Here is a 23,212-nt window from a genome sequence, read left to right as displayed (position 1 = left end):
CCTCTAGTGGCACTCAAGAGACAGCGTAGCGATGCCGGGGGCCATATGAGCTTTCCCCAGTCTGAAAGGTGTCTGGCATTGCTGCTGCTCCCCGTTTTCATACCAGGTGACGCGCAGGGTGCCGCGCTCTGGTACCCCGCTCAGGTAGGCCTGACCGCCGTCAGCGACCATGCTTCGGTTTGCAGAATGGCGGTTCTGCTCCACCACTTCAGCCTGCGCGCCAAACGGCAACGGTTCGCCGTGGTAGCGCAGGGAAAACAGAACGCGATAACCAATGTGGGTTGTGTAATTGGCCAGCACCACCGCGCCGCTGGTGGGAATGAGCGTCAGACCGCTTTGCTCAATGTCGACGTTCTCACCCAGCGTCGCCGTATCAAGGCTGACGGTATTTTTGCGATACGCCGAGAGCGTTGGCATGACCGCATAGCCGCGGCTGTCGGTATGGATCCCGTTGTAGCCCTCCGGCTCAACGTTCGCCGCGCCGGGCACGCGCAGCAGGGCGACGGTATCGCCCAGCGGCTGGCTAAGCGTGACCCCATACTGCGTGGCGATAACGCCTCCGGCGAGTCCAAGACTCGCGTTGCTACCGTTTCGGCTGTGGTCATAACCGAGGCTGACGTTGCCGTAGCCACCATTGTATTGCAGCGCCAGGCTGGTGCTGTCGGCCTCTCCCTCACTGGTCTTACTCTGCTGAACGCTGTAATTCAGGTTGCGGTTCGCCAGCGCGCTGCCGTTGAGTGACACCTGCTGCGTGGTCATCCCACGATTGTTGTGGTTAGCGTAGTAACTGACCGAACTGCCCGGCAGCCAGTTGCCAAGCGGAACATTGACGTTAAACGACACGGTGCGATCGGGATGCTGCTCAAGCGCTGAGTCGGTGTAGTCATACCCCGCGCCCCAGGAAATACCCCGCCAGCTGGTGTACCAGCCAATGTGGATGGTTTTATCCTGCCCGGACGTATGCCAGTAATCCTGCATCCATGCCGAGACGCTGAGGCTGCCGAACTGACCCAGCGTCTGTGAAAAAGTGACCTGCGAGCGGCTACGGCGATTATTGAGTTGCAGCTGTTGGCTGTCAGACTGATTCAGTTCACTAAATTCGTAGTAATTGCGCGAGGCATAGCGATAGCTCGCCAGGTTGAAGGCGGTGCCGGTAGCGCTGAAATCTTTCTGGTACTGAATGCGCCACGCCTGCCCCATCGCGCTTTTGCCGTCGGGTAAACGGCTTTTTGCCAGCGTATCATCAATACCCAGCGAGCCAAATGCGCCAAACCCTCTGCCTACGCCAATTGCACCGGCCTGATAGTTGCTCGCCGTACGAAAGCCGCCATACACCGTCATCCTGGAGAGCAGACCGTAGAAGAAAGCGCCTTCAACAAATTCGGGCGAACGCGCATCACCGGAGCCGGAGTGAAATCGTCCTGCATTGAGACTGTATTTCAGGCTGCCCTGGCGTCGCATAAACGGCACCGCAGAGTAGGGCTGGGTAAAGACGCGCGTTGAGCCGTCACTTTCCGTGACCGTAACCTGTAGATCGCCACTTTGTGCGCCCGGGAACAGATCGTTAATGATAAATGGCCCAGCGGCCACCCAGGTTTCATAGATCACATAGCCATTTTGCGAAACGGAGACTTTAGCGAAGCTGTGTGCGACGCCGCGGATGGTTGGTGCGAAGCCGCGCTGGCTGTCGGGCAACATGCTTTCGCTTGATGAGAGCTGTACCCCGCGAAACGCCACGCTATCGAAGACGTCGCCTGCGGTCCAGGCATCACCGATCCGTAGCTGGCTGTTAAGACGGCGAATATCCCGGGTCAGCCAGCTACTTTGCGACTGAAAATGGTCGCCGCCCGCGTCGCTGTAGCTCCAGGCCGAGGTGTTACGCAGCCGCCACGCCCCCAGATTGATGCCGTTACGCAGGCTCAGATAGCTGGATGTCGTGACCCCGCTCTGATGACGGGCCTGACCGCCCGACAGACTGTAATCAGTAAATGCCGCCGGGATACCATCGTCCCACTGCGACTGCGGCACGTAGCCACGGCTGCGGTGTTTCATTGCCGCCTGCGGCAGGCTGAGAAAGAGACGCTGCTGGTTGAAATCATAAGAGGTTCGCGCTGCCGGAATAAAATCCTCGAGGTGCGTGAACGTTTCTCCCTCCTGCAACCGGGAGAATGCAGGAATGGCCCCTACATTTACGCCAAGCGCTTCCAGCAGCGATACGCTAAAAACGGGTTGCAGGCTGCCTTTCTCATTGACGAAGGTGATCTCCTGATGCCGCTCCTCGCGTCCGTTAATCTCCAGCGTCACGAGCCAGGTGCCTGGCATCTGCCCGCCCTTTTCAGAGAAATAGTGCAGATCCGCCGTTTTCTGTTCAGTAGAGGAAAGCTCCAGCGCGGCGGGATCAAAGTAATCCTCGGCCATCCCCGTGCGGCTGAAGCTAAGCAGCAACACCGAAAGCGGCGCGTAACGAAACAGGCGAAAAGGCATGGTCTTAAAGAGGCTGGGTGTGGGTGGCGGTGATGGCACCAAAATCATTAATAGCCGACCAGCTTACGCCCCCGGAGGCGGACACAGGCCATTCCCGGGTTTCCCCTGGACCGATCATGCCCGGCTGCTCAATTTTATGCCCGCCAACGGTCAGACGATAAAAAGAGACGTAGTATGGCGTCGGGTTAGCGGCCTTAAGCCCTTTTCCCGTTCGCGAAAACGTTATTTTCTGCCAGGCCGTGGCGGCGTCCCCTTTCAGGTTGTCCGGGCGGTAGAAGATTTTAAATTTCGATTTGACGTTTACCTGTAATTCGTTGCTGCTCTCTTTTGGCTTTGGCGCTATCGCTTTAATATCGAGCCAGAATACAGATTCACGATCTGTGGGCAGCGGAGCGCCGGTATATTGAATACGCAGCGTGTTGGTCTGCTCCGGATCAAGTCTGAACAGAGGTGGTGTGACAATAAATGGCGCAGCGTTATTTTTATCCGGCCCATCGCCTTCAACCCACGACTGAATAAGATAGGGAACCGCACTTTCCATATTAGAAACAGAAAATGCCACCTCCTTGCTGTTTTGCGGGTATACGATCCGTGTTCCCCCCATTACAACGCCAGCGGAAACTGACGCAGAACTAACCATTAATGCAGTGAGCATAATATACGATAAACGTTTCATCATTATTATCTCTGGAGGTGGCTGACAGTGAAATCAGTTATAAACCATCAGGAAGTTGGATACGGCGTTAACATCGCCGGCGTTGATTTCCGTGCCATCTTTGTCAAGTGCGGCATAGAAAGTTAATTCAGCATTGCCTTGATCATCCGGTGCGGTTGTTTCAGATACCGTACCCGGTTTAATCGCGGTGCTGCGATCGCTGTTATAAAGCTTCACGCCGACACCCGTCGCCATACCTTCACCCGGCGTAACCTGAAGCAGTGTGTCATTCACCGTATCTTTGGTTCCGTCAAACAGTACCGCAACCGATTCAACCGTCTCCGGGCAGTTTTCCACGTTGATTTTGAACTCGCGCGGCGTCGTTTCGTTGTGATCGTCAAAGTAGCTTTTTGCCCACGCCCCAAGGTCTACCGTTTTGTTTTTAGAGGCCGGAGTAATATCACAGGAAATAAGGGTAATCTTCCCGGTAAAATTGATCACCCCGCCCGTACTTTGCGAACCCGCACCGGTATCCAGAGAAGCATTAACGCCAGAATCACTGCTTGCCAGTACTGATTGAGAAGATAACAGCAGCCCCGCCGCGGCAATCGCCAGCGCCACATTTTTGATTTTCATTTGGAACACTTTCCCCTCTGTAAATTAAACAGATATAGACTTGTTGTACCAGGTACAATAACCGCTATAAGGATTTAAAAACGCCACCGAAAGGTTTTTAGCAGAATGGGTGACGCGACCTTATAGAATAAAGCAGGGTCCATCCCATGGTGATAATCCGTATATTTTCAGAAGGCCATACACAGATATCCTTCAACTGAGGAATGACTTCTGGCCGAAAATAACACTGAATACGTTGTGGTTAGTAATAAATTTAAAATCTTCTGTTACGTTGCTTCTGAATAAATAGTAAATCAAATGCCTTTTAACGTCTACGCATTGAAAAGCAATATGCCGCGTCTGTAAACACTCAGAAATTAACACTCAGCTAACAAATTTAACCCCTTTCGATTGCCCTAATAATTATTAATCTGCTTTTAATACCGCAAATAAATTACAAGAGAGTTAACTGATCATTGTTTGATCAATTTATTTCAGAATATTATTAGCCAAAAAATGTCTGTTCAGCGCAAAATTCTTACCCTTTATCCTGAAAAACCACAATTGAACAGGATATTTCTTTATCGATCATCAATTGATCGTTTGTAATACACTGTTAAAATCTATATGTGAAATTTACCTTAATTAAAATTTTTTGCTACAGCTTAGATTTCGCATTTTTAACCAAAAAAATTTTTATTTATAGGAAATATATCACTCTGCTCACACATATACAGCTTCTCAAAAACATAAATAAAACAAACAAACATCATTCAATTCACGCAATATTATCACCCCTCCTTTTTATATAACCTCTTTTACACGCCGTATCTGCTTAAAAGGCGAGTGTAAGGCTCTCCACCTGACTACCGCTCCCAACGCACACGGTGATTTGATTTTGCGGTTTTGGTCCTACCAATCACGCACAAAGCTATCCATCGTTCACAATTTCGATGCTCCACTTCACAAAACAATTGCTGAATAGCAACACTTGGTTAACCATTTGTTGTCATTAACCCTACATCACAATATTGGAAGGACCACTTTTACACTAAGTGTGACGCAGAGATGAGCAGAGACTCACCCGACGAACACCTGTGTGGTCCTCAGGAGACCTGCATGAGCCTCTGGCAACAAAACTACGATCCGGCCGGAAATATCTGGCTGTCGAGCCTGATCGCATCGCTACCGATACTGTTTTTCTTCTTTGCGCTGATTAAGCTCAAGCTGAAGGGCTACCTTGCCGCAACGTACACCGTTGCCATCGCCCTGCTTGTGGCACTGTTTTTCTACAAAATGCCGGTCGATCGCGCGCTGGCCTCCGTCGTCTATGGCTTCTTCTACGGCCTGTGGCCGATTGCGTGGATCATCATCGCCGCCGTCTTTGTTTACAAAATCTCGGTCAAAACCGGGCAGTTCGACATTATTCGCTCGTCGATTCTCTCTATTACACCGGACCAGCGTTTGCAGATGCTGATCGTCGGCTTCTCCTTCGGAGCATTTCTGGAAGGGGCGGCAGGATTCGGCGCACCGGTGGCCATCACCGCCGCCCTGCTGGTCGGTCTGGGCTTTAACCCGCTGTATGCCGCTGGCCTGTGCCTGATTGTGAATACCGCGCCGGTGGCGTTTGGCGCGATGGGCATTCCTATTCTGGTGGCGGGCCAGGTGACCGGGCTGGACAGCTTCGAGATCGGCCAGATGGTGGGCCGCCAGCTGCCGTTCCTGACCATTATCGTGCTGTTCTGGATCATGGCGATTATGGACGGCTGGCGCGGCGTGAAGGAGACCTGGCCTGCGGTGATGGTAGCGGGCGGTTCGTTCGCCATTGCCCAGTATCTCAGCTCCAACTTCCTCGGCCCGGAACTGCCGGACATCATCTCTTCCCTGGTGTCGCTGGTCTGTCTGACGCTGTTCCTGAAACGCTGGCAGCCGGTACGTATCTTCCGCTTTGCTGACATGGGCGCATCGCACGTGGATCAGACGCTGGCGCGCACCGGCTATACCGCCGGACAGATTGTGCGCGCGTGGTCACCGTTCCTGTTCCTGACCGCCACCGTGACGCTGTGGAGTATTCCGCCGTTTAAAGCCCTGTTCGCCCCGGGCGGCGCGCTGTACGACATGGTGATTAATATCTCCGTGCCGTTCCTCGACAAAATGGTCGCCCGTATGCCGCCGGTGGTACACGACGCCACGCCGTATGCGGCAGTGTTTAAGTTCGACTGGTTCTCAGCCACCGGCACGGCCATCCTGTTTGCCGCTATCCTTTCCGTAGTGTGGCTGCGCATGAAGCCTGCCGCCGCGGTGCAGACCTTTGCGGCGACGATTAAAGAGCTGATGCTGCCGATTTACTCCATCGGCATGGTGCTGGCGTTCGCGTTTATTTCGAACTACTCCGGCCTGTCGTCGACGCTGGCGTTAGCGCTGGCGCATACCGGCCACGCGTTTACCTTCTTCTCGCCGTTCCTCGGCTGGCTGGGGGTGTTCCTGACCGGTTCAGATACGTCATCTAACGCCCTGTTTGCCGCCCTACAGGCCACAGCCGCGCAGCAGATTGGCGTCTCGGACGTGCTGCTGGTCGCCGCGAACACCACCGGCGGCGTGACCGGGAAGATGATCTCACCGCAGTCCATCGCCATTGCCTGTGCCGCGGTGGGGCTGGTAGGCAAAGAGTCGGATCTGTTCCGCTTTACCGTTAAACACAGCCTGATATTTACCTGCATGGTGGGCGTGATCACCACATTGCAGGCCTATGTCTTAACCTGGATGATTCCATGATAGTGATGCCCAGACGCCTGTCCGACGAGATTGCCACTCGCGTACGGGCGCTGATAGAAGAACAACAGCTGGAAGCGGGCATGAGATTGCCCGCCGAGCGTCAGCTTGCCGCCCAGCTTGGCGTGTCGCGCAATTCACTGCGCGAGGCGCTGGCGACGCTGGTCAGCGAAGGGGTGCTGCTGAGCCGTCGAGGCGGCGGCACCTTCGTGCGCTGGCAGCATGACGACTGGTCCGAACAAAACATCGTGCAGCCGCTTAAGACGCTGATGGAAAACGACCCGGACTACAGCTTTGACATCCTCGAAGCGCGTCACGCCATCGAAACCAGCACCGCGTGGCATGCGGCGATGCGGGCAACCGAGGCCGACAAAGAGAAGCTCAAAGCCTGCTTTGAGGCCACGCAAAGCAGCGATCCGGACATCGCCTCCCAGGCGGACGTGCGTTTTCACCTCGCGATTGCCGAGGCCTCGCACAACGTAGTTCTGCTGCAAACCATGCGCGGGTTCTTCGACCTGCTGCAATCCTCCGTGAAGCAGAGCCGCCAGCGCATGTATCTGGTGCCGCCGGTATTTGCCCAACTGACCGAACAGCACGAGGCGGTGCTCAACGCCATTCTGGCCGGTGATGCCGAGGCCGCGCGCAAGGCGATGATGGCGCATCTCGGCTTCGTGCATACCACCATTAAACGATTCGATGAAGATCAGGCCCGACAGGCGCGTATTACCCGTCTGCCTGGCGAGAGTGATATTTCCAGGGAGAACAAAGCATGATTATTTCCGCAGCCAGTGACTATCGCGCCGCGGCACAGCGCATTTTGCCGCCATTCCTGTTCCACTACATTGACGGCGGGGCGTACGCCGAATATACCCTGCGCCGCAACGTGGAGGACCTGTCGGAAGTGGCCCTGCGCCAGCGCGTGCTGAAGAATATGTCTGACCTGAGCCTTGAGACGAAGCTGTTTAACGAGACGCTCTCCATGCCGGTGGCGCTTGCGCCCGTCGGCTTATGCGGCATGTATGCCCGCCGGGGCGAAGTGCAGGCCGCCGCCGCCGCAGATGCCAAAGGCATCCCGTTTACCCTTTCCACCGTGTCCGTCTGCCCGATTGAAGAGGTCGCCCCGACCATCAAGCGCCCGATGTGGTTCCAGCTCTACGTCCTGCGCGATCGCGGCTTTATGCGTAACGCGCTGGAGCGCGCCAAAGCGGCAGGCTGCTCAACGCTGGTCTTTACCGTCGATATGCCCACGCCCGGCGCCCGCTACCGTGATGCGCACTCCGGCATGAGCGGTCCGAACGCCGCGATGCGCCGCTACTGGCAGGCGGTGACGCACCCTCAGTGGGCGTGGGATGTCGGCGTGAATGGCCGTCCGCACGATCTGGGCAATATTTCGGCCTACCTGGGTAAACCGACCGGGCTGGAAGATTACATCGGCTGGCTGGCGAACAACTTCGATCCATCCATCTCCTGGAAAGACCTGGAGTGGATCCGCGAATTCTGGGACGGCCCGATGGTGATCAAAGGGATCCTCGATCCGGAAGATGCGCGCGACGCGGTGCGTTTTGGTGCCGATGGGATCGTGGTCTCTAACCATGGTGGCCGCCAGCTTGACGGGGTGCTCTCCTCCGCCCGCGCCCTGCCAGCCATTGCCGATGCGGTGAAAGGCGATATTGCGATTCTGGCCGACAGCGGCATCCGTAACGGGCTGGACGTGGTACGCATGATTGCCCTGGGCGCAGACAGTGTGCTGCTGGGCCGTGCTTACCTGTACGCGCTGGCCACCAGCGGCCAGGCGGGCGTGGCGAATCTGCTGAACCTGATCGAGAAAGAGATGAAGGTGGCGATGACCCTTACCGGTGCGAAAACAATCGGTGAAATCAGCAAAGACTCTCTGGTGCAGGAGCTCAGTAAGCTGCCTGCGGCGCTGGCCCCCCTTTCTCAAGGAAACGCGGCCTGATCTCCCCCGGTTAGCCTCCCCTTCTTCCGCGCCCAGCTTTACCCTCGGGCGCTTTTTTTGTTGAAAATAACACCTGCGTAACATTCTGGATAAGAAAATTTGACACAACCCGCCCTCCGCAATTGTATAGACAAGCAAATACAAGAACACAAAAACAACATCACATCGGAGGGGAACGTATGACGTATTCAGGTCGGGTGGATATACAGCAGGTGATCGATGAGAGTCCTTTTTCAGGGTTTCACTGGCTTCTTATTGTGCTGGGCTTTCTGGTGCTGGCGATCGATGGTTTCGATACCGCCGCGATGGGTTACATTGCGCCTACGCTGTCGGCGGAGTGGGGAATACATAAACAGGATCTGGGGCCGGTGTTGAGTGCGGCGCTACTGGGGCTGTCGCTGGGAGCTCTTATTGCAGGTCCGGTATCGGACCGTATGGGACGCAAGCGCGTACTGGTCTTTTCATGCCTGTTCTTCGGCCTGGCGAGCCTGGGCACGGCCTGGGCGCAAAGTCTGAATACCCTGACGCTGTGGCGATTTCTGACCGGTCTCGGGCTGGGCGCCGCGATGCCTAACGCCATCACGCTGATCTCAGAGTTTGCCCCCCAGCGCTGCCGCGCCATGGCAATTAACACCATGTACTGCGGCTTTCCGCTGGGTGCGGCGGGCGGCGGGGCGATCTCGTCCTGGCTTATCCCTCACCATGGCTGGCGAAGCGTGCTGCTGACCGGCGCGATTGCGCCGCTGATTTTAACGGTGCTGCTGGCGCTGCTGTTGCCGGAGTCGGTGAAGTTTCTGGTGCAGCGCGGAAAAGACGTCGCGCAGGTTCGCCGCATCGCCAGCCGGTTCGCCCGCAGCACGCTGGATAGCGTCACGGGCTTTTTCCTGGCGGAGGAGAAGGTCGCGTCGAAAAAAGGCAGCGTGTCGCAGCTGTTTTCCATGCCCTGGCTGCCCGGCACCCTGATGCTGTGGGTCACCTACTTTATGGGACTGGTGATTTATTACGTCCTGCTGAGCTGGATGCCAACGCTGATGCAGGGGATGGGGTATGCGCTGGCGGAATCCGCCTGGCTCACCTCGCTGTTCACCTTCGGCGGCACCGCTGGCATTCTGCTCGCGGGCTGGATGATGGACCGCTGGGAAGCGCACAAGGTGGTCGCGTGTGGTTTCGTGCTGACGATGGGCCTGATTCTTTTACTCGGCATTGAGCATAATCATATCACCCTGTTTGGCGGGTTAATCTTCCTGATGGGGATCGCGATGAACGGCGCGCAGTCGGGGATGCAGACCCTGGCCGCCACCTTTTACCCTACCGAGTGCCGCGCGACGGGTATCGCCTGGATGCAGGGGATCGGCCGCTTCGGCGGCGTGGCGGGCACCATGACCAGCGCCCAGCTTCTTTCCATGCAGTGGCAGGCGGACAGTATTTTGATGATCCTCAGCGTGCCTGCTCTCGTGGCCGCGGCGGCAACCGTCTACAAAATGCTGTATAGCCGCTCGCAGGAGCCGGGCGTCGCCTAGTCTCTCTCTTTTCTGCTATTCTGCCCCCCGCAATTAAGGGGGCAGCATGCTTAACATCGTCTTATTCGAACCAGAAATCCCACCCAATACCGGCAATATCATCCGCCTGTGCGCCAACACCGGTTTTCGTCTGCACATCATTGAGCCGATGGGCTTTACGTGGGACGACAAACGTCTGCGCCGCGCGGGGCTGGACTACCATGAGTTTACTGCCGTCGTTCGTCATCACGATTACGCCGCGTTTCTGGACGCAGAGAAGCCGCAGCGCATGTTTGCCCTGACCACCAAAGGCACGCCAGCGCACAGTGCCGTATGCTATCAGGACGGGGATTATCTGATGTTTGGTCCGGAAACCCGCGGCCTGCCGGCCACCATTCTGGATGCCCTGCCCGCTGAGCAAAAAATTCGTATTCCGATGATGCCGGACAGCCGCAGCATGAACCTGTCGAATGCGGTGTCGGTGGTGGTGTATGAGGCGTGGCGCCAGCTGGGTTATCCCGGCGCGATACTGCGTAGCTAAAACAGTTCGGGTGGCTTGCGCCACCCGATTGTCTTTTTAGTCTGCTACTGCGATACGTTTCATATCGGTCATGTAGCCACGCAGTTTCTGGCCCACTTTCTCGATTTCGTGACTGCGAATCGCTTCATTAACGTCACGAAGCTGCGCGTTATCAACCGCACCTTCCGCAATCGCTTTACCCAGATCGCCTGCTTGCAGGGTAGTCATGAACTCTTTCAGCAGCGGTACGCAGGCGTAAGAGAACAGATAGTTACCGTACTCGGCGGTATCGGAGATCACCACGTTCATCTCATACAGACGCTTACGGGCGATGGTGTTTGCGATCAGCGGCAGCTCGTGCAGCGATTCATAGTACGCAGATTCTTCAATGATGCCGGAATCCACCATGGTTTCGAACGCCAGCTCAACGCCCGCTTTCACCATCGCGATCATCAGTACGCCTTTATCGAAGTACTCCTGCTCGCTGATTTTACCCTCGAACTGTGGTGCCGTTTCGAACGCGGTTTTACCGGTCTCTTCGCGCCAGGTCAGCAGTTTCTTATCGTCATTCGCCCAGTCCGCCATCATGCCGGAAGAGAACTCGCCGGAGATGATGTCGTCCATGTGTTTCTGGAACAGCGGTGCCATGATGGTTTTCAGCTGTTCAGAGAGTGCGAACGCGCGCAGTTTTGCCGGATTGGACAGACGGTCCATCATCAGCGTAATGCCGCCCTGCTTCAGCGCTTCGGTGATGGTTTCCCAGCCGAACTGAATCAGTTTTTCCGCGTATGCCGGGTCGGTGCCCTCTTCCACCAGCTTGTCGAAGCACAGCAGAGAACCCGCCTGGAGCATGCCGCACAGAATGGTCTGCTCGCCCATCAGGTCAGATTTCACTTCCGCAACGAAGGAAGATTCCAGTACGCCCGCACGATGGCCGCCGGTGGCCGCTGCCCAGGCTTTGGCAATCGCCATGCCTTCGCCTTTCGGATCGTTTTCCGGGTGAACGGCGATCAGCGTCGGTACGCCGAAACCACGTTTGTACTCTTCGCGCACTTCGGTGCCCGGGCACTTCGGTGCCACCATCGCTACGGTGATGTCTTTACGGATCTGCTCGCCCACTTCAACGATGTTGAAGCCGTGGGAGTAACCCAGCGCGGCGCCGTCTTTCATCAGCGGCTGTACGGAACGCACAACGTCAGAGTGCTGCTTGTCTGGCGTCAGGTTAACCACCAGGTCCGCCTGCGGGATCAGCTCTTCGTAGGTACCTACTTTGAAGCCGTTTTCGGTCGCTTTACGCCAGGAAGCGCGCTTTTCAGCAATCGCTTCTTTGCGCAGGGCGTAGGAGATATCCAGCCCGGAGTCACGCATGTTCAGGCCCTGGTTCAGACCCTGTGCGCCACAGCCAACAATGACCACTTTTTTACCCTGAAGGTAGCTCGCGCCATCGGCAAATTCATCGCGCGCCATGAAGCGGCATTTGCCCAGCTGCGCCAGCTGCTGGCGCAAGTTCAGTGTATTAAAGTAGTTAGCCATGGGTGATACCTCGTGATGTTGTGTGTCTTATTGTTCGGTTCGCGTTTCAGCGAGAATGTACCCACATTACAACAGGAAATTTATTGCGGAAATTGATATATTCACAACGTCACATTGCAATTTATGCAATGTAAAAAGAGGGAGTGGAATCGGTGGATTTACGCGATCTGAAAATGTTCCTGCATCTGGCGGAAAGCCGTCACTTTGGCCGCAGCGCCCGGGCGATGCACGTCAGCCCTTCCACGCTGTCGCGCCAGATCCAGCGCCTTGAGGAGGACCTCGGCCAGCCGCTGTTCGTGCGCGATAACCGCACCGTCACCCTCACGGAAGCCGGTGAAGAGCTGCGCATCTTTGCCCAGCAAACCTTGTTGCAGTACCAGCAGCTGCGGCACACCATCGACCAGCAGGGGCCGTCGCTTTCCGGCGAGCTGCATATTTTCTGCTCCGTGACCGCCGCCTACAGCCATCTTCCCCCCATTCTCGACCGCTTCCGCGCGGAACATCCGTCGGTTGAAATTAAGCTCACCACCGGCGATGCCGCCGACGCGATGGAAAAAGTGGTCACGGGCGAAGCGGATCTCGCGATTGCCGGGAAGCCGGAAACCCTGCCGGGCGCGGTAGCGTTCTCAATGCTGGAGAATCTGGCGGTAGTACTGATTGCCCCGGCGCTGCCCTGCCCTGTGCGCAACCAGGTCTCGGTGGAGAAACCGGACTGGTCGACGGTGCCATTTATCATGGCCGATCAGGGGCCGGTGCGCCGCCGCATTGAGCTGTGGTTCCGCCGCCAGAAAATCAGCAACCCGTCGATTTACGCCACGGTCGGCGGCCATGAGGCGATGGTGTCGATGGTGGCGCTCGGCTGCGGCGTGGCGCTGCTGCCAGAAGTGGTGCTGGAAAACAGCCCGGAGCCAGTGCGCAATCGCGTGATGATTTTAGAACGCAGCGACGAAAAAACGCCGTTCGAGCTTGGCGTGTGCGCACAAAAAAAGCGGCTGCATGAGCCGCTTATTGATGCGTTCTGGAAGATATTGCCGAACCACTAAAGCCGGGTGGCGCTGCGCTTGGCCTACACGCAGCTCAACCCTTAGCCCGCGAGGAAGAAGCGGAACGCCGGGTTGTGGGTTTCGTCATGGCACTCATAGCCCAGCTCGTTCAGGCGCGTTTCGAAATCCGGCTCGTGCTCGCCCAGCTCGAACGCCGCCAGCACGCGGCCGTAGTCGGTGCCGTGGCTGCGGTAGTGGAACAGAGAAATGTTCCAGTGGGTGCCCAGCGTGTGCAGGAACTTGAGCAACGCGCCCGGCGATTCCGGGAACTCGAAGCTGAACAGGCGTTCCTTGAGCGGCTTGGATGGACGGCCGCCGACCATGTAACGCACGTGCAGCTTCGCCATTTCGTCGTCGGAGAGATCGACCACGCTGTAGCCGCCGTCATGCAGCAGGCTGAGGATCTCTTTGCGCTCCTCCACGCCACGGCTCAGACGCACGCCGACAAATATGCACGCATCTTTGGCATCGGCAAAGCGGTAGTTGAACTCCGTTACCGAACGGCCGCCCAGCAGCTGGCAAAACTTCAGGAAGCTGCCCTTCTCTTCCGGAATGGTCACCGCCAGCAGGGCTTCACGCTGCTCGCCCAGCTCACAGCGTTCGGACACGTAGCGCAGGCCGTGGAAGTTCACATTGGCGCCGGAAAGCACGTGCGCCAGACGCTCGCCGCGAATGTTGTGCTGGGCGATGTATTTCTTCATCCCCGCCAGCGCCAGCGCGCCGGACGGCTCCGCCACCGCACGCACATCCTCGAAGAGATCTTTCATCGCCGCGCAGATAGCGTCGCTGTCGACGGTGACGATATCGTCGAGATACTCCTGGCACAGACGGAACGTTTCATCGCCAATGCGCTTCACCGCCACGCCCTCGGCGAACAGCCCGACGCGCGGCAGATCCACCGGATGTCCGGCGTCCAGCGCCGCCTTCAGGCAAGCGGAGTCTTCCGCTTCAACCGCAATCACTTTGATCTGCGGCATTAGCTGTTTGATCAGCACCGCCACACCAGCGGCTAAGCCACCGCCGCCCACCGGGACGAAAACGCGGTCGAGATGGGCATCCTGCTGCAACAGTTCCAGCGCCAGCGTACCCTGCCCGGCAATCACCATCGGGTGATCGAACGGCGGGACCCAGGTGAAGCCCTGCTGCTGCGCCAGCTCAATCGCTTTGGCTTTCGCTTCGTCAAAATTCGCGCCGTGGAGCAGCACTTCGCCGCCGAACCCGCGCACCGCGTCGACTTTGATATCCGCCGTGGCAACCGGCATCACGATCAGCGCTTTCAGCCCTAAACGGGCCGCGGAGAACGCTACGCCCTGCGCGTGGTTGCCCGCCGACGCGGTAATGACGCCGCGCGCTTTCTGCTCATCCGTCAGCCCGGCCATCATCGCGTAGGCGCCGCGCAGCTTGAAGCTGTGCACCGGCTGCCTGTCTTCGCGCTTCACCAGAATGACGTTGTCGAGGCGCGAGGAGAGTTTGTCCATTTTTTGCAGGGGCGTGACCTGCACGGCTTCATAGACCGGCGCGCGCAGCACCGCTCTCAGGTATTCCGCCCCCTCGGGGGCGGCGGATAAGGGTTGTGACTCGGCCATCATTAGCCCCCAAGTTTAGATTTATCGCGCACCGCGCCTTTATCTGCACTGGTGGCAAGACTCGCGTAAGCGCGCAGGGCGAAGGAGACTTCGCGCTGGCGGTCTTTCGGCGTCCAGGCTTTGTCGCCGCGGGCTTCCTGCGCTTCACGACGGGCCGCAATCTCCTGGTCACTCAGCTTCAGCTGAATGCCGCGGTTCGGAATGTCGATTTCGATCAGGTCGCCATCTTCGATGATCGCGATATTGCCGCCGCTTGCCGCTTCCGGGGAGACGTGGCCAATGGAGAGGCCTGACGTGCCGCCAGAGAAACGACCGTCGGTGATCAGCGCGCAGGCTTTGCCGAGGCCCATCGATTTCAGGAAGGTAGTCGGGTAGAGCATCTCCTGCATGCCCGGACCGCCTTTCGGCCCTTCGTAGCGAATGACCACCACGTCGCCTTCCACCACTTTGCCACCGAGGATAGCGTCTACCGCCTCGTCCTGACTTTCATACACTTTTGCCGGACCGGTGAATTTGAGAATGCTGTCGTCCACGCCTGCGGTTTTCACGATGCAGCCGTTTTCCGCAAAGTTACCGTACAGCACGGCCAGACCGCCGTCTTTGCTGTAGGCATGTTCCAGCGAGCGGATGCAGCCTTCGGCGCGATCGTCATCCAGCGTGTCCCAGCGGCAATCCTGCGAGAACGCCTGCGTGGTGCGAATACCTGCCGGACCGGCGCGGAACATCTTTTTCACCGCGTCGTCTTTGGTCAGCATCACGTCGTACTGGTCCAGCGACTCCGGCAGCGTCAGGCCGAGCACATTTTTCACGTTGCGGTTCAGCAGCCCTGCGCGATCCAGCTCGCCGAGGATACCGATGACACCACCAGCACGATGCACGTCTTCCATATGGTACTTCTGGGTACTCGGCGCGACTTTACACAGCTGCGGCACTTTGCGGGAGAGCTTGTCGATGTCGCTCATGGTGAAGTCGATTTCGGCTTCCTGCGCGGCGGCCAGCAGGTGCAGAACGGTGTTGGTGGAACCGCCCATGGCGATATCCAGCGTCATGGCGTTTTCGAACGCCGCTTTACTGGCGATGTTGCGAGGCAGCGCGCTGGCGTCGTCCTGCTCGTAGTAGCGTTTGGTCAGCTCAACGATGCGCTTGCCCGCGTTAAGGAACAGCTGCTTACGGTCGGCGTGGGTCGCCAGCAGCGAGCCGTTACCCGGCTGAGAAAGGCCCAGCGCTTCGGTCAGGCAGTTCATGGAGTTGGCGGTGAACATCCCGGAACAGGAGCCGCAGGTCGGACACGCGGAGCGTTCCACCTGGTCGCTCTGCTCGTCAGAGACTTTCGGGTCCGCACCCTGGATCATCGCATCGACCAGGTCGAGCTTGATGATTTTGTCGGAAAGCTTGGTTTTACCCGCTTCCATCGGGCCGCCGGAAACGAAGATCACCGGAATGTTCAGGCGCAGGGAGGCCATCAGCATCCCCGGGGTGATTTTGTCGCAGTTGGAGATACAGACCATCGCATCGGCGCAGTGGGCGTTAACCATGTACTCCACCGAGTCGGCGATCAGCTCGCGCGACGGCAGTGAATAGAGCATCCCCCCGTGGCCCATTGCGATACCGTCATCCACCGCAATGGTGTTGAACTCTTTCGCCACGCCGCCGGAGGCTTCGATTTGCTCGGCAACCAGCTTACCGAGATCGCGCAGGTGCACATGGCCCGGCACAAACTGGGTGAAGGAGTTCACCACGGCGATAATTGGCTTGCCGAAATCGGCGTCGGTCATTCCGGTGGCGCGCCACAGTGCGCGGGCACCCGCCATATTACGGCCGTGGGTGGTGGTGGCTGAACGATACTTAGGCATGCTTTATTTACTCCCGTCTGACTATTAAATGGGACGGTGCGTGCCGTCCCAAATTTATATTTAGTGATTAACCTGATCCAACCAGCCGTATTTGTCTTCTGTTTCGCCGGTGAACAGGCCGAAGAAGGCTTGCTGAATGCGTTTGGTGACCGGACCACAGCGGCCTTCGCCCACCTGAATGCCGTCGACGCTACGCACCGGTGTAATTTCAGCCGCGGTACCGGACATGAACACTTCGTCAGCCAGGTACAGGGATTCGCGGGACAGCACCTGCTCGCGTACTTCGATACCCAGATCTTTTGCCAGCTTGATGATGGCGTCGCGGGTGATGCCCGGCAGCGCGGACGAGGTGAACGGCGGGGTGAACAGAATGCCGTCTTTCACTTCAAACAGGTTTTCGCCCGCACCTTCGGAGATGTAGCCATTTACATCGAGCGCGATACCTTCCTGGTAACCGTGACGGCGCGCTTCGCTGCCGACCAGCAGTGAGGAAAGGTAGTTACCGCCCGCTTTAGCCGCGGTCGGGATAGTGTTTGGTGCCACGCGGTTCCAGGAAGAAACCATTGCGTCGATCCCCTGATCCAGTGCTTCCGCGCCCAGGTAGGCGCCCCACGGGAACGCAGCAATGATCACATCGGTGTTATAGCCAGCGGGCGGATTGACACCCATGCCGACATCACCCACGAAGACCAGCGGACGAATATAGGCACTGGTCAGTTTGTTCTGGCGGATCACCTCGCGGCAGGCTTCCATCAGCTCATCAACGCTTTGGGAGACCGGGAAACGATAAATTTTGGCTGAGTCATGCAGACGCTGCATGTGTTCGCGATGGCGGAACACCACTGGTCCTTTGTGAGAATCGTAGCAACGGATGCCTTCAAACACGGAGGTGCCGTAGTGCAGCGCGTGGGACATCACGTGAACTTTCGCGTCTTCCCAGCGAACCATCTCACCATTGAACCAAATGTAATCAGCTTTTTTTGTCGTCATTTTTTTCGTCCTGTCACGCTTAAGCGCGGATTTGTTGTGATGTGGTTGTGCTCTGGCAGATGGCAACATGGGCAACGTCTACCAGTTTTGATAACTGACTAAACAGTAAGTCGACCGGCCGCGGGCTGGCAACGGTTAATTCGATACTGATATTTTGTGCATCCGTGGCCGTTTCCATATTCATAGAGCAAACCTGAAAACCACGATGACGCACCACACGCAATACGCGTTCTAACGTTTCCGGGTTGAAGCGAGCCTGCACGGCAACCTGATGTTGCATCATGATAATTTCTCCAGCATTTGTGAGTTACTGGCACCGGGCGGTACCAACGGCCAGACGTTCTCAAGCTCGTCGATTGAGACATGAAGCAGGTATGGCCCTTCGCTTGACAGCATGGTGTCGAGTGCCGCTTCAACCTGGTCTTTACGGGTGATGTGCTGGCCAGGAATGCCGAAGGCGCTGGCCAGGGTGAGGAAATCGGGGTTGTCGGTCAGGGTCGTTTCGCTGTAACGCTCCTGGAAGAACAGCTGCTGCCACTGGCGAACCATGCCTAAACGCTGGTTATCGAGCAAAACGATCTTCAGCGGTAACTGCTTACGCTTCACGGTGCCGAGCTCCTGGACGTTCATCATGAAGGAGCCATCACCGGAGATACAGATAACAGTATCGTTCGGGCGGGCAACCTGTGCGCCCACGGCAGCGGGCAGGCCGAAGCCCATCGTGCCTAAGCCGCTCGAGGTGATGAAGTTCTCCGGGCGGGTGTAGGTCATGTGCTGGGCTGACCACATCTGATGCTGGCCGACATCCGTCGTCACCACGCTGTCTGCGGGTTTGCGGTCGGACAACTGTTTCAACAACAGCGGCGCATAGATGGCCTCGCCGGGGTGGTCGTAACGCCAGGCGTGTTCAGCGCGCATATCGGCGGTGTGCTGACGCCATGGGTTGATATCCAGCGGCTGCTCCAGCGCCGGTAACAGCGCGTTGAGATCGCCCTGCAACGCGACATGCGCCTGACGCAGTTTGTTCATCTCCGCCGGGTCGATGTCCATATGGATCACTTTGGCGTTCGGCGCAAAGGTGTTCAGCTTGCCGGTGACGCGATCGTCAAAACGGGCGCCGACGGCGATGAGCAGGTCACACTCCTGCACCGCCAGGTTTGCCGCTTTGGTGCCGTGCATCCCTAACATGCCCAAATAGTATGGATAGTCCGCGTCGACCGCGCCCAATCCTTTCAGCGTGCAGGTGGCGGGCATTTGCGTTACTGCGATAAATTCGCGCAGGGCAGGAACAGCCTGCGCCATGCCCACGCCGCCGCCTACATACAGCATCGGCTGTTTCGCCTGCGCCAGCATCTGGCGAGCCTCTTCAACCTCCGCATGGGGAAACACGTCGTCGCTTTCAACGGTGGAGAAGTGCGGTTCCAGATCGCCGAGTGCAACCTGAATATCTTTCGGGATATCTACCAGAACCGGGCCAGGACGGCCAGAGCTGGCAACCTCGAACGCTTCGGCCATCACGCGCGGCAGCTCTTCGAGAGACTGAACGAGGAAGCTGTGTTTGGTGCAGGCAAGCGATAAACCGAGCACATCCACTTCCTGGAAAGCATCGGTGCCGATGAACGGAGAGGCCACCTGGCCGGTGATCGCCACCACGGGTACGGAATCGAGCAGCGCGTCAGCCAGGCCGGTGATCAGGTTCGTTGCGCCCGGACCGGAGGTGGCCATACAGACGCCGGTTTTACCGGTCGCACGGGCATAACCGATGGCGGCCATCGCTGCGCCCTGCTCGTGTCGGCACAAGAGGTGTTCCACGCCGCCGTCATACAGTGCATCGTAAATCGGCATAATTGCGCCACCCGGATAACCGAATACGGTTTCGACTCCCTGCGCGCGCAACGCATGTACTACCCATTGTGCCCCATTCATAGTTAGTTCCCCGTCATAAATCTGGAGAAACAGAATTTTGTGCTAGTCGTCATTCTCTGCTCCTCATTTAAGTTTTTTAGTCATAAAAAAACCCCCGGACCTTTCGGTGCGGGGGTCTTAGTTCGTTAAGGCTTGATTTCTAAGCCTTTCCTCGTCCAAGTGCAGCCCCGCACGGTGGGATAATAATCACCACCACGCTAATCACGACCAGGCTAATCACTCGTAGAAGGGCTGTCATTTTCAGTTCTTTTTGCATCTTGTTCGAAGGAATACCTAAAGAGTTACCACAGATATTTCATCTGACACAAGATTTTTTTATGACTCATTTCTGTAGCAGGCGAACTATTTCTTTCAAAATCGTTGTTTTATATAGGGAAAAAATAGAAATGAAGATTTTTCATTTTTTTGTCCTGTTTCATCAGGCAAGGCGCGCATGATTTCTTTTCTGCGAGGCCGATTCCACCGACATGTAATGATTACATTTAGGCGCTAAAAGGCTGGAACGAGCGCCGTAATTCAGTGAATTAGCGCTAAACAGGAAAAAATGATGCTGGCATAGTTACCGCCAAGGAGGGGCTTATGTCACTGTCAGTTGTTTATACACGCGCGGCCATCGGCGTGAAGGCACCGCTTATTTCTGTAGAGGTTCATTTAAGTAATGGACTGCCCGGACTGACGCTGGTCGGCTTACCCGAAACGACCGTTAAGGAGGCCAGGGATCGCGTGCGCAGCGCAATTATTAATAGCGGTTATGCTTTTCCGGCGAAGAAGATCACCATCAACCTTGCGCCCGCCGATTTGCCAAAGGAGGGAGGGCGATATGATTTACCTATTGCTATAGCGCTTCTCGCGGCTTCTGAACAGCTCAATACGTCAGGGTTAAGCTCGTGCGAGTTCGTGGGTGAATTAGCGCTTACAGGCGCGTTAAGAGGCGTTCCCGGAGCAATCTCGGGTGCGCTTGAAGCCATACGCGCGGGAAGGCAAATCATTGTGGCCAATGAAAATGCCTCTGAAGTCAGCCTTATCGCCGAAAAGGGGTGTCTTGTCGCGGGACATTTGCAGGAGGTTTGCGCCTGGCTGGAAGGCCGACATGAGCTTGCCGAGCCGCAGGAGAATGAGGAGGTAGTGGCAGATTCACCCGATGACCTCAGCGATATTATGGGTCAGGAACAGGGTAAGCGGGCGTTAGAAATAACGGCCGCGGGTGGGCATAACCTGCTACTGATAGGTCCGCCAGGCACGGGGAAAACGATGCTGGCGAGCAGGTTGAGCGGCCTGCTGCCCCCCCTCAATAATCACGAAGCGCTGGAAAGCGCCGCGATATTTAGCCTGGTCAGTTCAATATCGCTGCATAAACAGTGGCGCCGCCGTCCTTTCCGCTCGCCACACCACAGTGCGTCTCTTACCGCGATGGTGGGCGGGGGCTCAATTCCCGGACCGGGTGAAATCTCACTGGCACACAACGGCATTCTGTTCCTGGATGAATTGCCAGAGTTTGAACGCCGCGTGCTGGATGCGTTGCGGGAGCCGATTGAATCCGGCGAAATCCATCTGTCTCGTACACGCGCCAAAATAAGCTACCCTGCGCAGTTTCAGCTGGTCGCCGCGATGAACCCTAGCCCAACGGGCCATTATCAGGGCAACCATAACCGCTGTACGCCGGAGCAGACGCTGCGCTATCTGAGTAAGCTGTCCGGCCCCTTCCTCGACCGTTTTGATTTATCTCTCGAGATCCCCCTGCCACCGCCCGGTCTGCTGAGGCAAACCGGTATCAAAGGCGAAAGCTCAGCAGTGGTGCGAGAACGGGTCATTGCGGCTCAGGCGCGGCAGTATGCCCGTCAGAACAGGCTGAATGCCCGGCTGGATAACAGCGGGATCCGACAGTTTTGCTCTCTCAACGCCGAAGATGCAGGCTGGCTGGAAGAGACACTGACGCGGTTTGGGCTATCCATTCGCGCGTGGCAGCGTTTGTTGAAAGTTGCGCGCACGGTCGCTGACGTGGAGGGCTGCCCCGGAATAGAGAGGCGACATTTGCAGGAGGCATTAAGCTACCGTGCGATCGATCGGCTGCTGTTGCATCTGCAAAAAATGCTGGCATAAAAAAGGGGCCGTAGCCCCTTCTCTTCTTAATCGTCAGACTCGGTGTAGTCTTCTGCACCTTCCATCTGCGGCTTGCCGCCAGACAGCGTATGGAAACGCTTAGGACGCTTAATGCGAGCCATATACTTGATCCATACACGTTCTGCATCAGACTGCGGCTCACGCTCACCACGACAAACAGAGACAAATTGTTTTTCATCTTCGGTTGCCGGTTCGCGCTTACCCAGATCCAGCTCGTTAAAGGCATAACCATGGCGCTCAAGAAGTTGAGCTTCTTTGATAGTGAAATCGCCGTGACGAGAGAACCCGCGCGGATAATGTTTATTATCGAAAAAACGATTAGTCGTCGTAAAGCTTTCCGCCATCCTACACGCTCCTAATTCTTTGGCCGAGCTATTTATGGCGCGGAGTATTAGTTACGCTTGACAGAGTGTAAAACAAAACATTTAAATCATAACGACAAATAATTTTGTGGAGAAAGATGTGGATACGGAATTGCTAAAAACTTTCCTCGAAGTGAGCAGAACGCGACACTTTGGGCGAGCAGCTGAAGCCCTCTACCTGACGCAGTCAGCAGTCAGTTTTCGTATTCGACAGCTGGAAAATCAACTGGGTGTGAACCTTTTTACCCGCCATCGCAACAATATTCGTTTAACCCCGGCCGGTGAAAAGCTATTGCCTTATGCAGAAACCCTGATGAATACCTGGCAGGCAGCGCGAAAGGAGGTTGCGCACACATCCCGGCATAATGAATTCTCGATCGGTGCCAGCGCTTCACTATGGGAATGCATGCTCAGCCAGTGGCTTATGCGGCTATATCGCACACACAACCATCTGCAATTTGAGGCGAGGATTGCGCAACGCCAGTCGCTGGTTAAGCAACTCCACGAGCGGCAGCTTGATCTGCTGATCACCACAGAAGCCCCCAAGATGGATGAATTTAGCAGCCAGATTGTTGGACAGTTTAGCCTGGCGCTCTATGCATCCGAGCCTGCAATGATGAAGGCCGACCTGAATTATTTACGCCTGGAATGGGGGCCTGATTTTCAGCAGCACGAGACGGGGTTAATTGCCAGCGATGATATCCCGCAACTCACGACAAGCTCTGCGGAGATCGCATGCCAGCATCTTCCCACACTGAAAGGCTGTACCTGGTTACCTGTTCGCTGGGCGGATAATAAACCTGCACTCCATGTTGTCACCGATTCAACAACGCTCTCCAGGCCGCTGTATGCCATTTGGCTGCAAAACAGCGATAAGCAGTCGCAGATAAAAGATCTGTTAAAAACCAGCATACTGGATTAACGCAAAAGCCTGCGGAAACGCAGGCTGCTTATTCTTCAGGAAGGTGTTGAGCCGTTTTACAGGCAAAAAAAAAATCCTTTGCCGAAGCAAAGGATTCTATATGGCAGGGGCGGAGAGACTCGAACTCGCGACACCCGGTTTTGGAGACCGGTGCTCTACCAACTGAGCTACGCCCCTAAATTTTTTTGCCATTAAGCCTGCCCTTTGGGCAGGCTTAATGTCTTAATAAGTGGCGGAACGGACGGGACTCGAACCCGCGACCCCCTGCGTGACAGGCAGGTATTCTAACCGACTGAACTACCGCTCCACTGAATACTTCTGTAACCACCGGATTAATGCACCGGCTTACTACTTAATTTGATGCCTGGCAGTTC

20 protein-coding genes and 2 tRNA genes are annotated in these 23,212 nt (G+C 56.5%); 8 read left to right on the top strand and 14 right to left on the bottom strand.

Going from position 1 to position 23,212, the window contains the following annotated elements; genetic code table 11:
- Positions 1 to 3: 3 nt before the first annotated feature.
- The 3 genes from CKK19_RS13250 to CKK19_RS13240 are packed head-to-tail and all read right to left on the bottom strand — an operon-like array spanning position 4 to position 3,775.
- Positions 4 to 2,484 (bottom strand): fimbria/pilus outer membrane usher protein, encoded by a 2,481-nt coding sequence (locus CKK19_RS13250; protein WP_053087815.1) that lies wholly within the window; start codon positions 2,482 to 2,484, stop codon positions 4 to 6.
- A 4-nt stretch (positions 2,485 to 2,488) separates the two neighbouring features.
- Positions 2,489 to 3,163: a molecular chaperone gene (locus CKK19_RS13245; protein WP_022649767.1), complete on the bottom strand. Its 675-nt coding sequence runs from the start codon at positions 3,161 to 3,163 to the stop codon at positions 2,489 to 2,491.
- A 30-nt stretch (positions 3,164 to 3,193) separates the two neighbouring features.
- Positions 3,194 to 3,775, bottom strand: coding sequence for a fimbrial protein (locus CKK19_RS13240; RefSeq protein WP_032621994.1), 582 nt, complete (start codon positions 3,773 to 3,775; stop codon positions 3,194 to 3,196).
- A 1,098-nt stretch (positions 3,776 to 4,873) separates the two neighbouring features.
- On the opposite strand from CKK19_RS13240, the gene lldP reads away from it, so the two are divergent.
- The 5 genes from lldP (at position 4,874) to trmL (ending at position 10,523) form a co-directional block, all read left to right on the top strand.
- Positions 4,874 to 6,529 carry an L-lactate permease gene (gene lldP, locus CKK19_RS13235; protein ID WP_003860175.1) on the top strand — a complete coding sequence of 552 codons (1,656 nt, stop codon included), beginning with the start codon at positions 4,874 to 4,876 and terminating at the stop codon, positions 6,527 to 6,529.
- Positions 6,526 to 7,299 carry a transcriptional regulator LldR gene (gene lldR, locus CKK19_RS13230; RefSeq protein ID WP_023298877.1) on the top strand — a complete coding sequence of 258 codons (774 nt, stop codon included), beginning with the start codon at positions 6,526 to 6,528 and terminating at the stop codon, positions 7,297 to 7,299. Before lldP ends, lldR begins: the two co-directional genes overlap by 4 nt.
- Positions 7,296 to 8,483, top strand: a complete 1,188-nt coding sequence (lldD, locus tag CKK19_RS13225) for an FMN-dependent L-lactate dehydrogenase LldD (RefSeq protein WP_022649770.1) — start codon at positions 7,296 to 7,298, stop codon at positions 8,481 to 8,483. The genes lldR and lldD overlap by 4 nt, the downstream gene beginning before the upstream one ends.
- A gap of 179 nt (positions 8,484 to 8,662) precedes the next feature.
- On the top strand, positions 8,663 to 10,003 hold the full coding sequence (locus CKK19_RS13220) for an MFS transporter (protein WP_048966146.1): 1,341 nt from the start codon (positions 8,663 to 8,665) through the stop codon (positions 10,001 to 10,003).
- 46 nt (positions 10,004 to 10,049) lie between these two features.
- Entirely contained in the window at positions 10,050 to 10,523 is a 474-nt protein-coding gene (gene trmL / locus CKK19_RS13215) for a tRNA (uridine(34)/cytosine(34)/5-carboxymethylaminomethyluridine(34)-2'-O)-methyltransferase TrmL (RefSeq protein ID WP_063854012.1), read from the top strand.
- Between the two features lie 36 nt (positions 10,524 to 10,559).
- Here trmL and ilvC read toward each other — a convergent pair whose 3' ends face one another.
- Complete coding sequence (ilvC, locus tag CKK19_RS13210; protein WP_063854013.1) at positions 10,560 to 12,035, bottom strand: ketol-acid reductoisomerase; 1,476 nt, start codon at positions 12,033 to 12,035, stop codon at positions 10,560 to 10,562.
- 152 nt (positions 12,036 to 12,187) lie between these two features.
- Here ilvC and ilvY point away from each other — a divergent pair, with 152 nt between their 5' ends.
- Positions 12,188 to 13,078: an HTH-type transcriptional activator IlvY gene (ilvY, locus tag CKK19_RS13205; RefSeq protein ID WP_017382574.1), complete on the top strand. Its 891-nt coding sequence runs from the start codon at positions 12,188 to 12,190 to the stop codon at positions 13,076 to 13,078.
- 41 nt (positions 13,079 to 13,119) lie between these two features.
- Here the strand turns inward: ilvY and ilvA are convergent, their stop codons facing one another.
- From ilvA to ilvL, 7 genes are all read right to left on the bottom strand, one after another.
- Positions 13,120 to 14,664, bottom strand: a complete 1,545-nt coding sequence (gene ilvA, locus CKK19_RS13200) for a threonine ammonia-lyase, biosynthetic (protein WP_100148853.1) — start codon at positions 14,662 to 14,664, stop codon at positions 13,120 to 13,122.
- A 2-nt stretch (positions 14,665 to 14,666) separates the two neighbouring features.
- The gene (gene ilvD, locus CKK19_RS13195) at positions 14,667 to 16,517 is read right to left on the bottom strand and encodes a dihydroxy-acid dehydratase (protein ID WP_022649775.1); all 1,851 of its coding nucleotides are present in this window, start codon (positions 16,515 to 16,517) and stop codon (positions 14,667 to 14,669) included.
- A gap of 60 nt (positions 16,518 to 16,577) precedes the next feature.
- Positions 16,578 to 17,507, bottom strand: coding sequence for a branched-chain-amino-acid transaminase (gene ilvE, locus CKK19_RS13190; RefSeq protein ID WP_003860182.1), 930 nt, complete (start codon positions 17,505 to 17,507; stop codon positions 16,578 to 16,580).
- Between the two features lie 19 nt (positions 17,508 to 17,526).
- Entirely contained in the window at positions 17,527 to 17,790 is a 264-nt protein-coding gene (gene ilvM, locus CKK19_RS13185) for an acetolactate synthase 2 small subunit (RefSeq protein WP_063147041.1), read from the bottom strand.
- A complete protein-coding gene (gene ilvG / locus CKK19_RS13180; protein WP_023298882.1) occupies positions 17,787 to 19,433 on the bottom strand; it encodes an acetolactate synthase 2 catalytic subunit in 1,647 nt (548 codons plus the stop codon). The genes ilvM and ilvG overlap by 4 nt, the downstream gene beginning before the upstream one ends.
- 2 nt (positions 19,434 to 19,435) lie before the next feature.
- Complete coding sequence (gene ilvX, locus CKK19_RS13175) at positions 19,436 to 19,486, bottom strand: peptide IlvX (protein ID WP_166792073.1); 51 nt, start codon at positions 19,484 to 19,486, stop codon at positions 19,436 to 19,438.
- Between the two features lie 86 nt (positions 19,487 to 19,572).
- Positions 19,573 to 19,671 (bottom strand): ilv operon leader peptide, encoded by a 99-nt coding sequence (ilvL, locus tag CKK19_RS13170; protein WP_001311244.1) that lies wholly within the window; start codon positions 19,669 to 19,671, stop codon positions 19,573 to 19,575.
- 341 nt (positions 19,672 to 20,012) lie between these two features.
- On the opposite strand from ilvL, the gene CKK19_RS13165 reads away from it, so the two are divergent.
- Positions 20,013 to 21,533 carry a YifB family Mg chelatase-like AAA ATPase gene (locus CKK19_RS13165; protein WP_045308985.1) on the top strand — a complete coding sequence of 507 codons (1,521 nt, stop codon included), beginning with the start codon at positions 20,013 to 20,015 and terminating at the stop codon, positions 21,531 to 21,533.
- A 26-nt stretch (positions 21,534 to 21,559) separates the two neighbouring features.
- Here CKK19_RS13165 and CKK19_RS13160 read toward each other — a convergent pair whose 3' ends face one another.
- Entirely contained in the window at positions 21,560 to 21,898 is a 339-nt protein-coding gene (locus CKK19_RS13160; RefSeq protein ID WP_006808641.1) for a DUF413 domain-containing protein, read from the bottom strand.
- 118 nt (positions 21,899 to 22,016) lie between these two features.
- Between CKK19_RS13160 and hdfR the strand changes: the two genes are divergently transcribed.
- On the top strand, positions 22,017 to 22,838 hold the full coding sequence (gene hdfR, locus CKK19_RS13155) for an HTH-type transcriptional regulator HdfR (RefSeq protein ID WP_022649779.1): 822 nt from the start codon (positions 22,017 to 22,019) through the stop codon (positions 22,836 to 22,838).
- 101 nt (positions 22,839 to 22,939) lie between these two features.
- On the opposite strand, the gene CKK19_RS13150 is transcribed toward hdfR, so the two are convergent.
- Positions 22,940 to 23,015: transfer RNA gene (locus tag CKK19_RS13150), tRNA-Trp, on the bottom strand.
- 53 nt (positions 23,016 to 23,068) lie between these two features.
- Positions 23,069 to 23,145 (bottom strand) — tRNA-Asp (locus CKK19_RS13145).
- Between the last annotated feature and the right edge of the window lie 67 nt (positions 23,146 to 23,212).

Origin of the sequence: Enterobacter sp. CCUG 70166 (assembly GCF_020224095.1) — a bacterium.
In the GTDB taxonomy this organism is placed as follows: Bacteria; Pseudomonadota; Gammaproteobacteria; order Enterobacterales; family Enterobacteriaceae; genus Enterobacter; species Enterobacter intestinihominis.
This window is presented reverse-complemented; position numbering and strand designations above follow the sequence as displayed.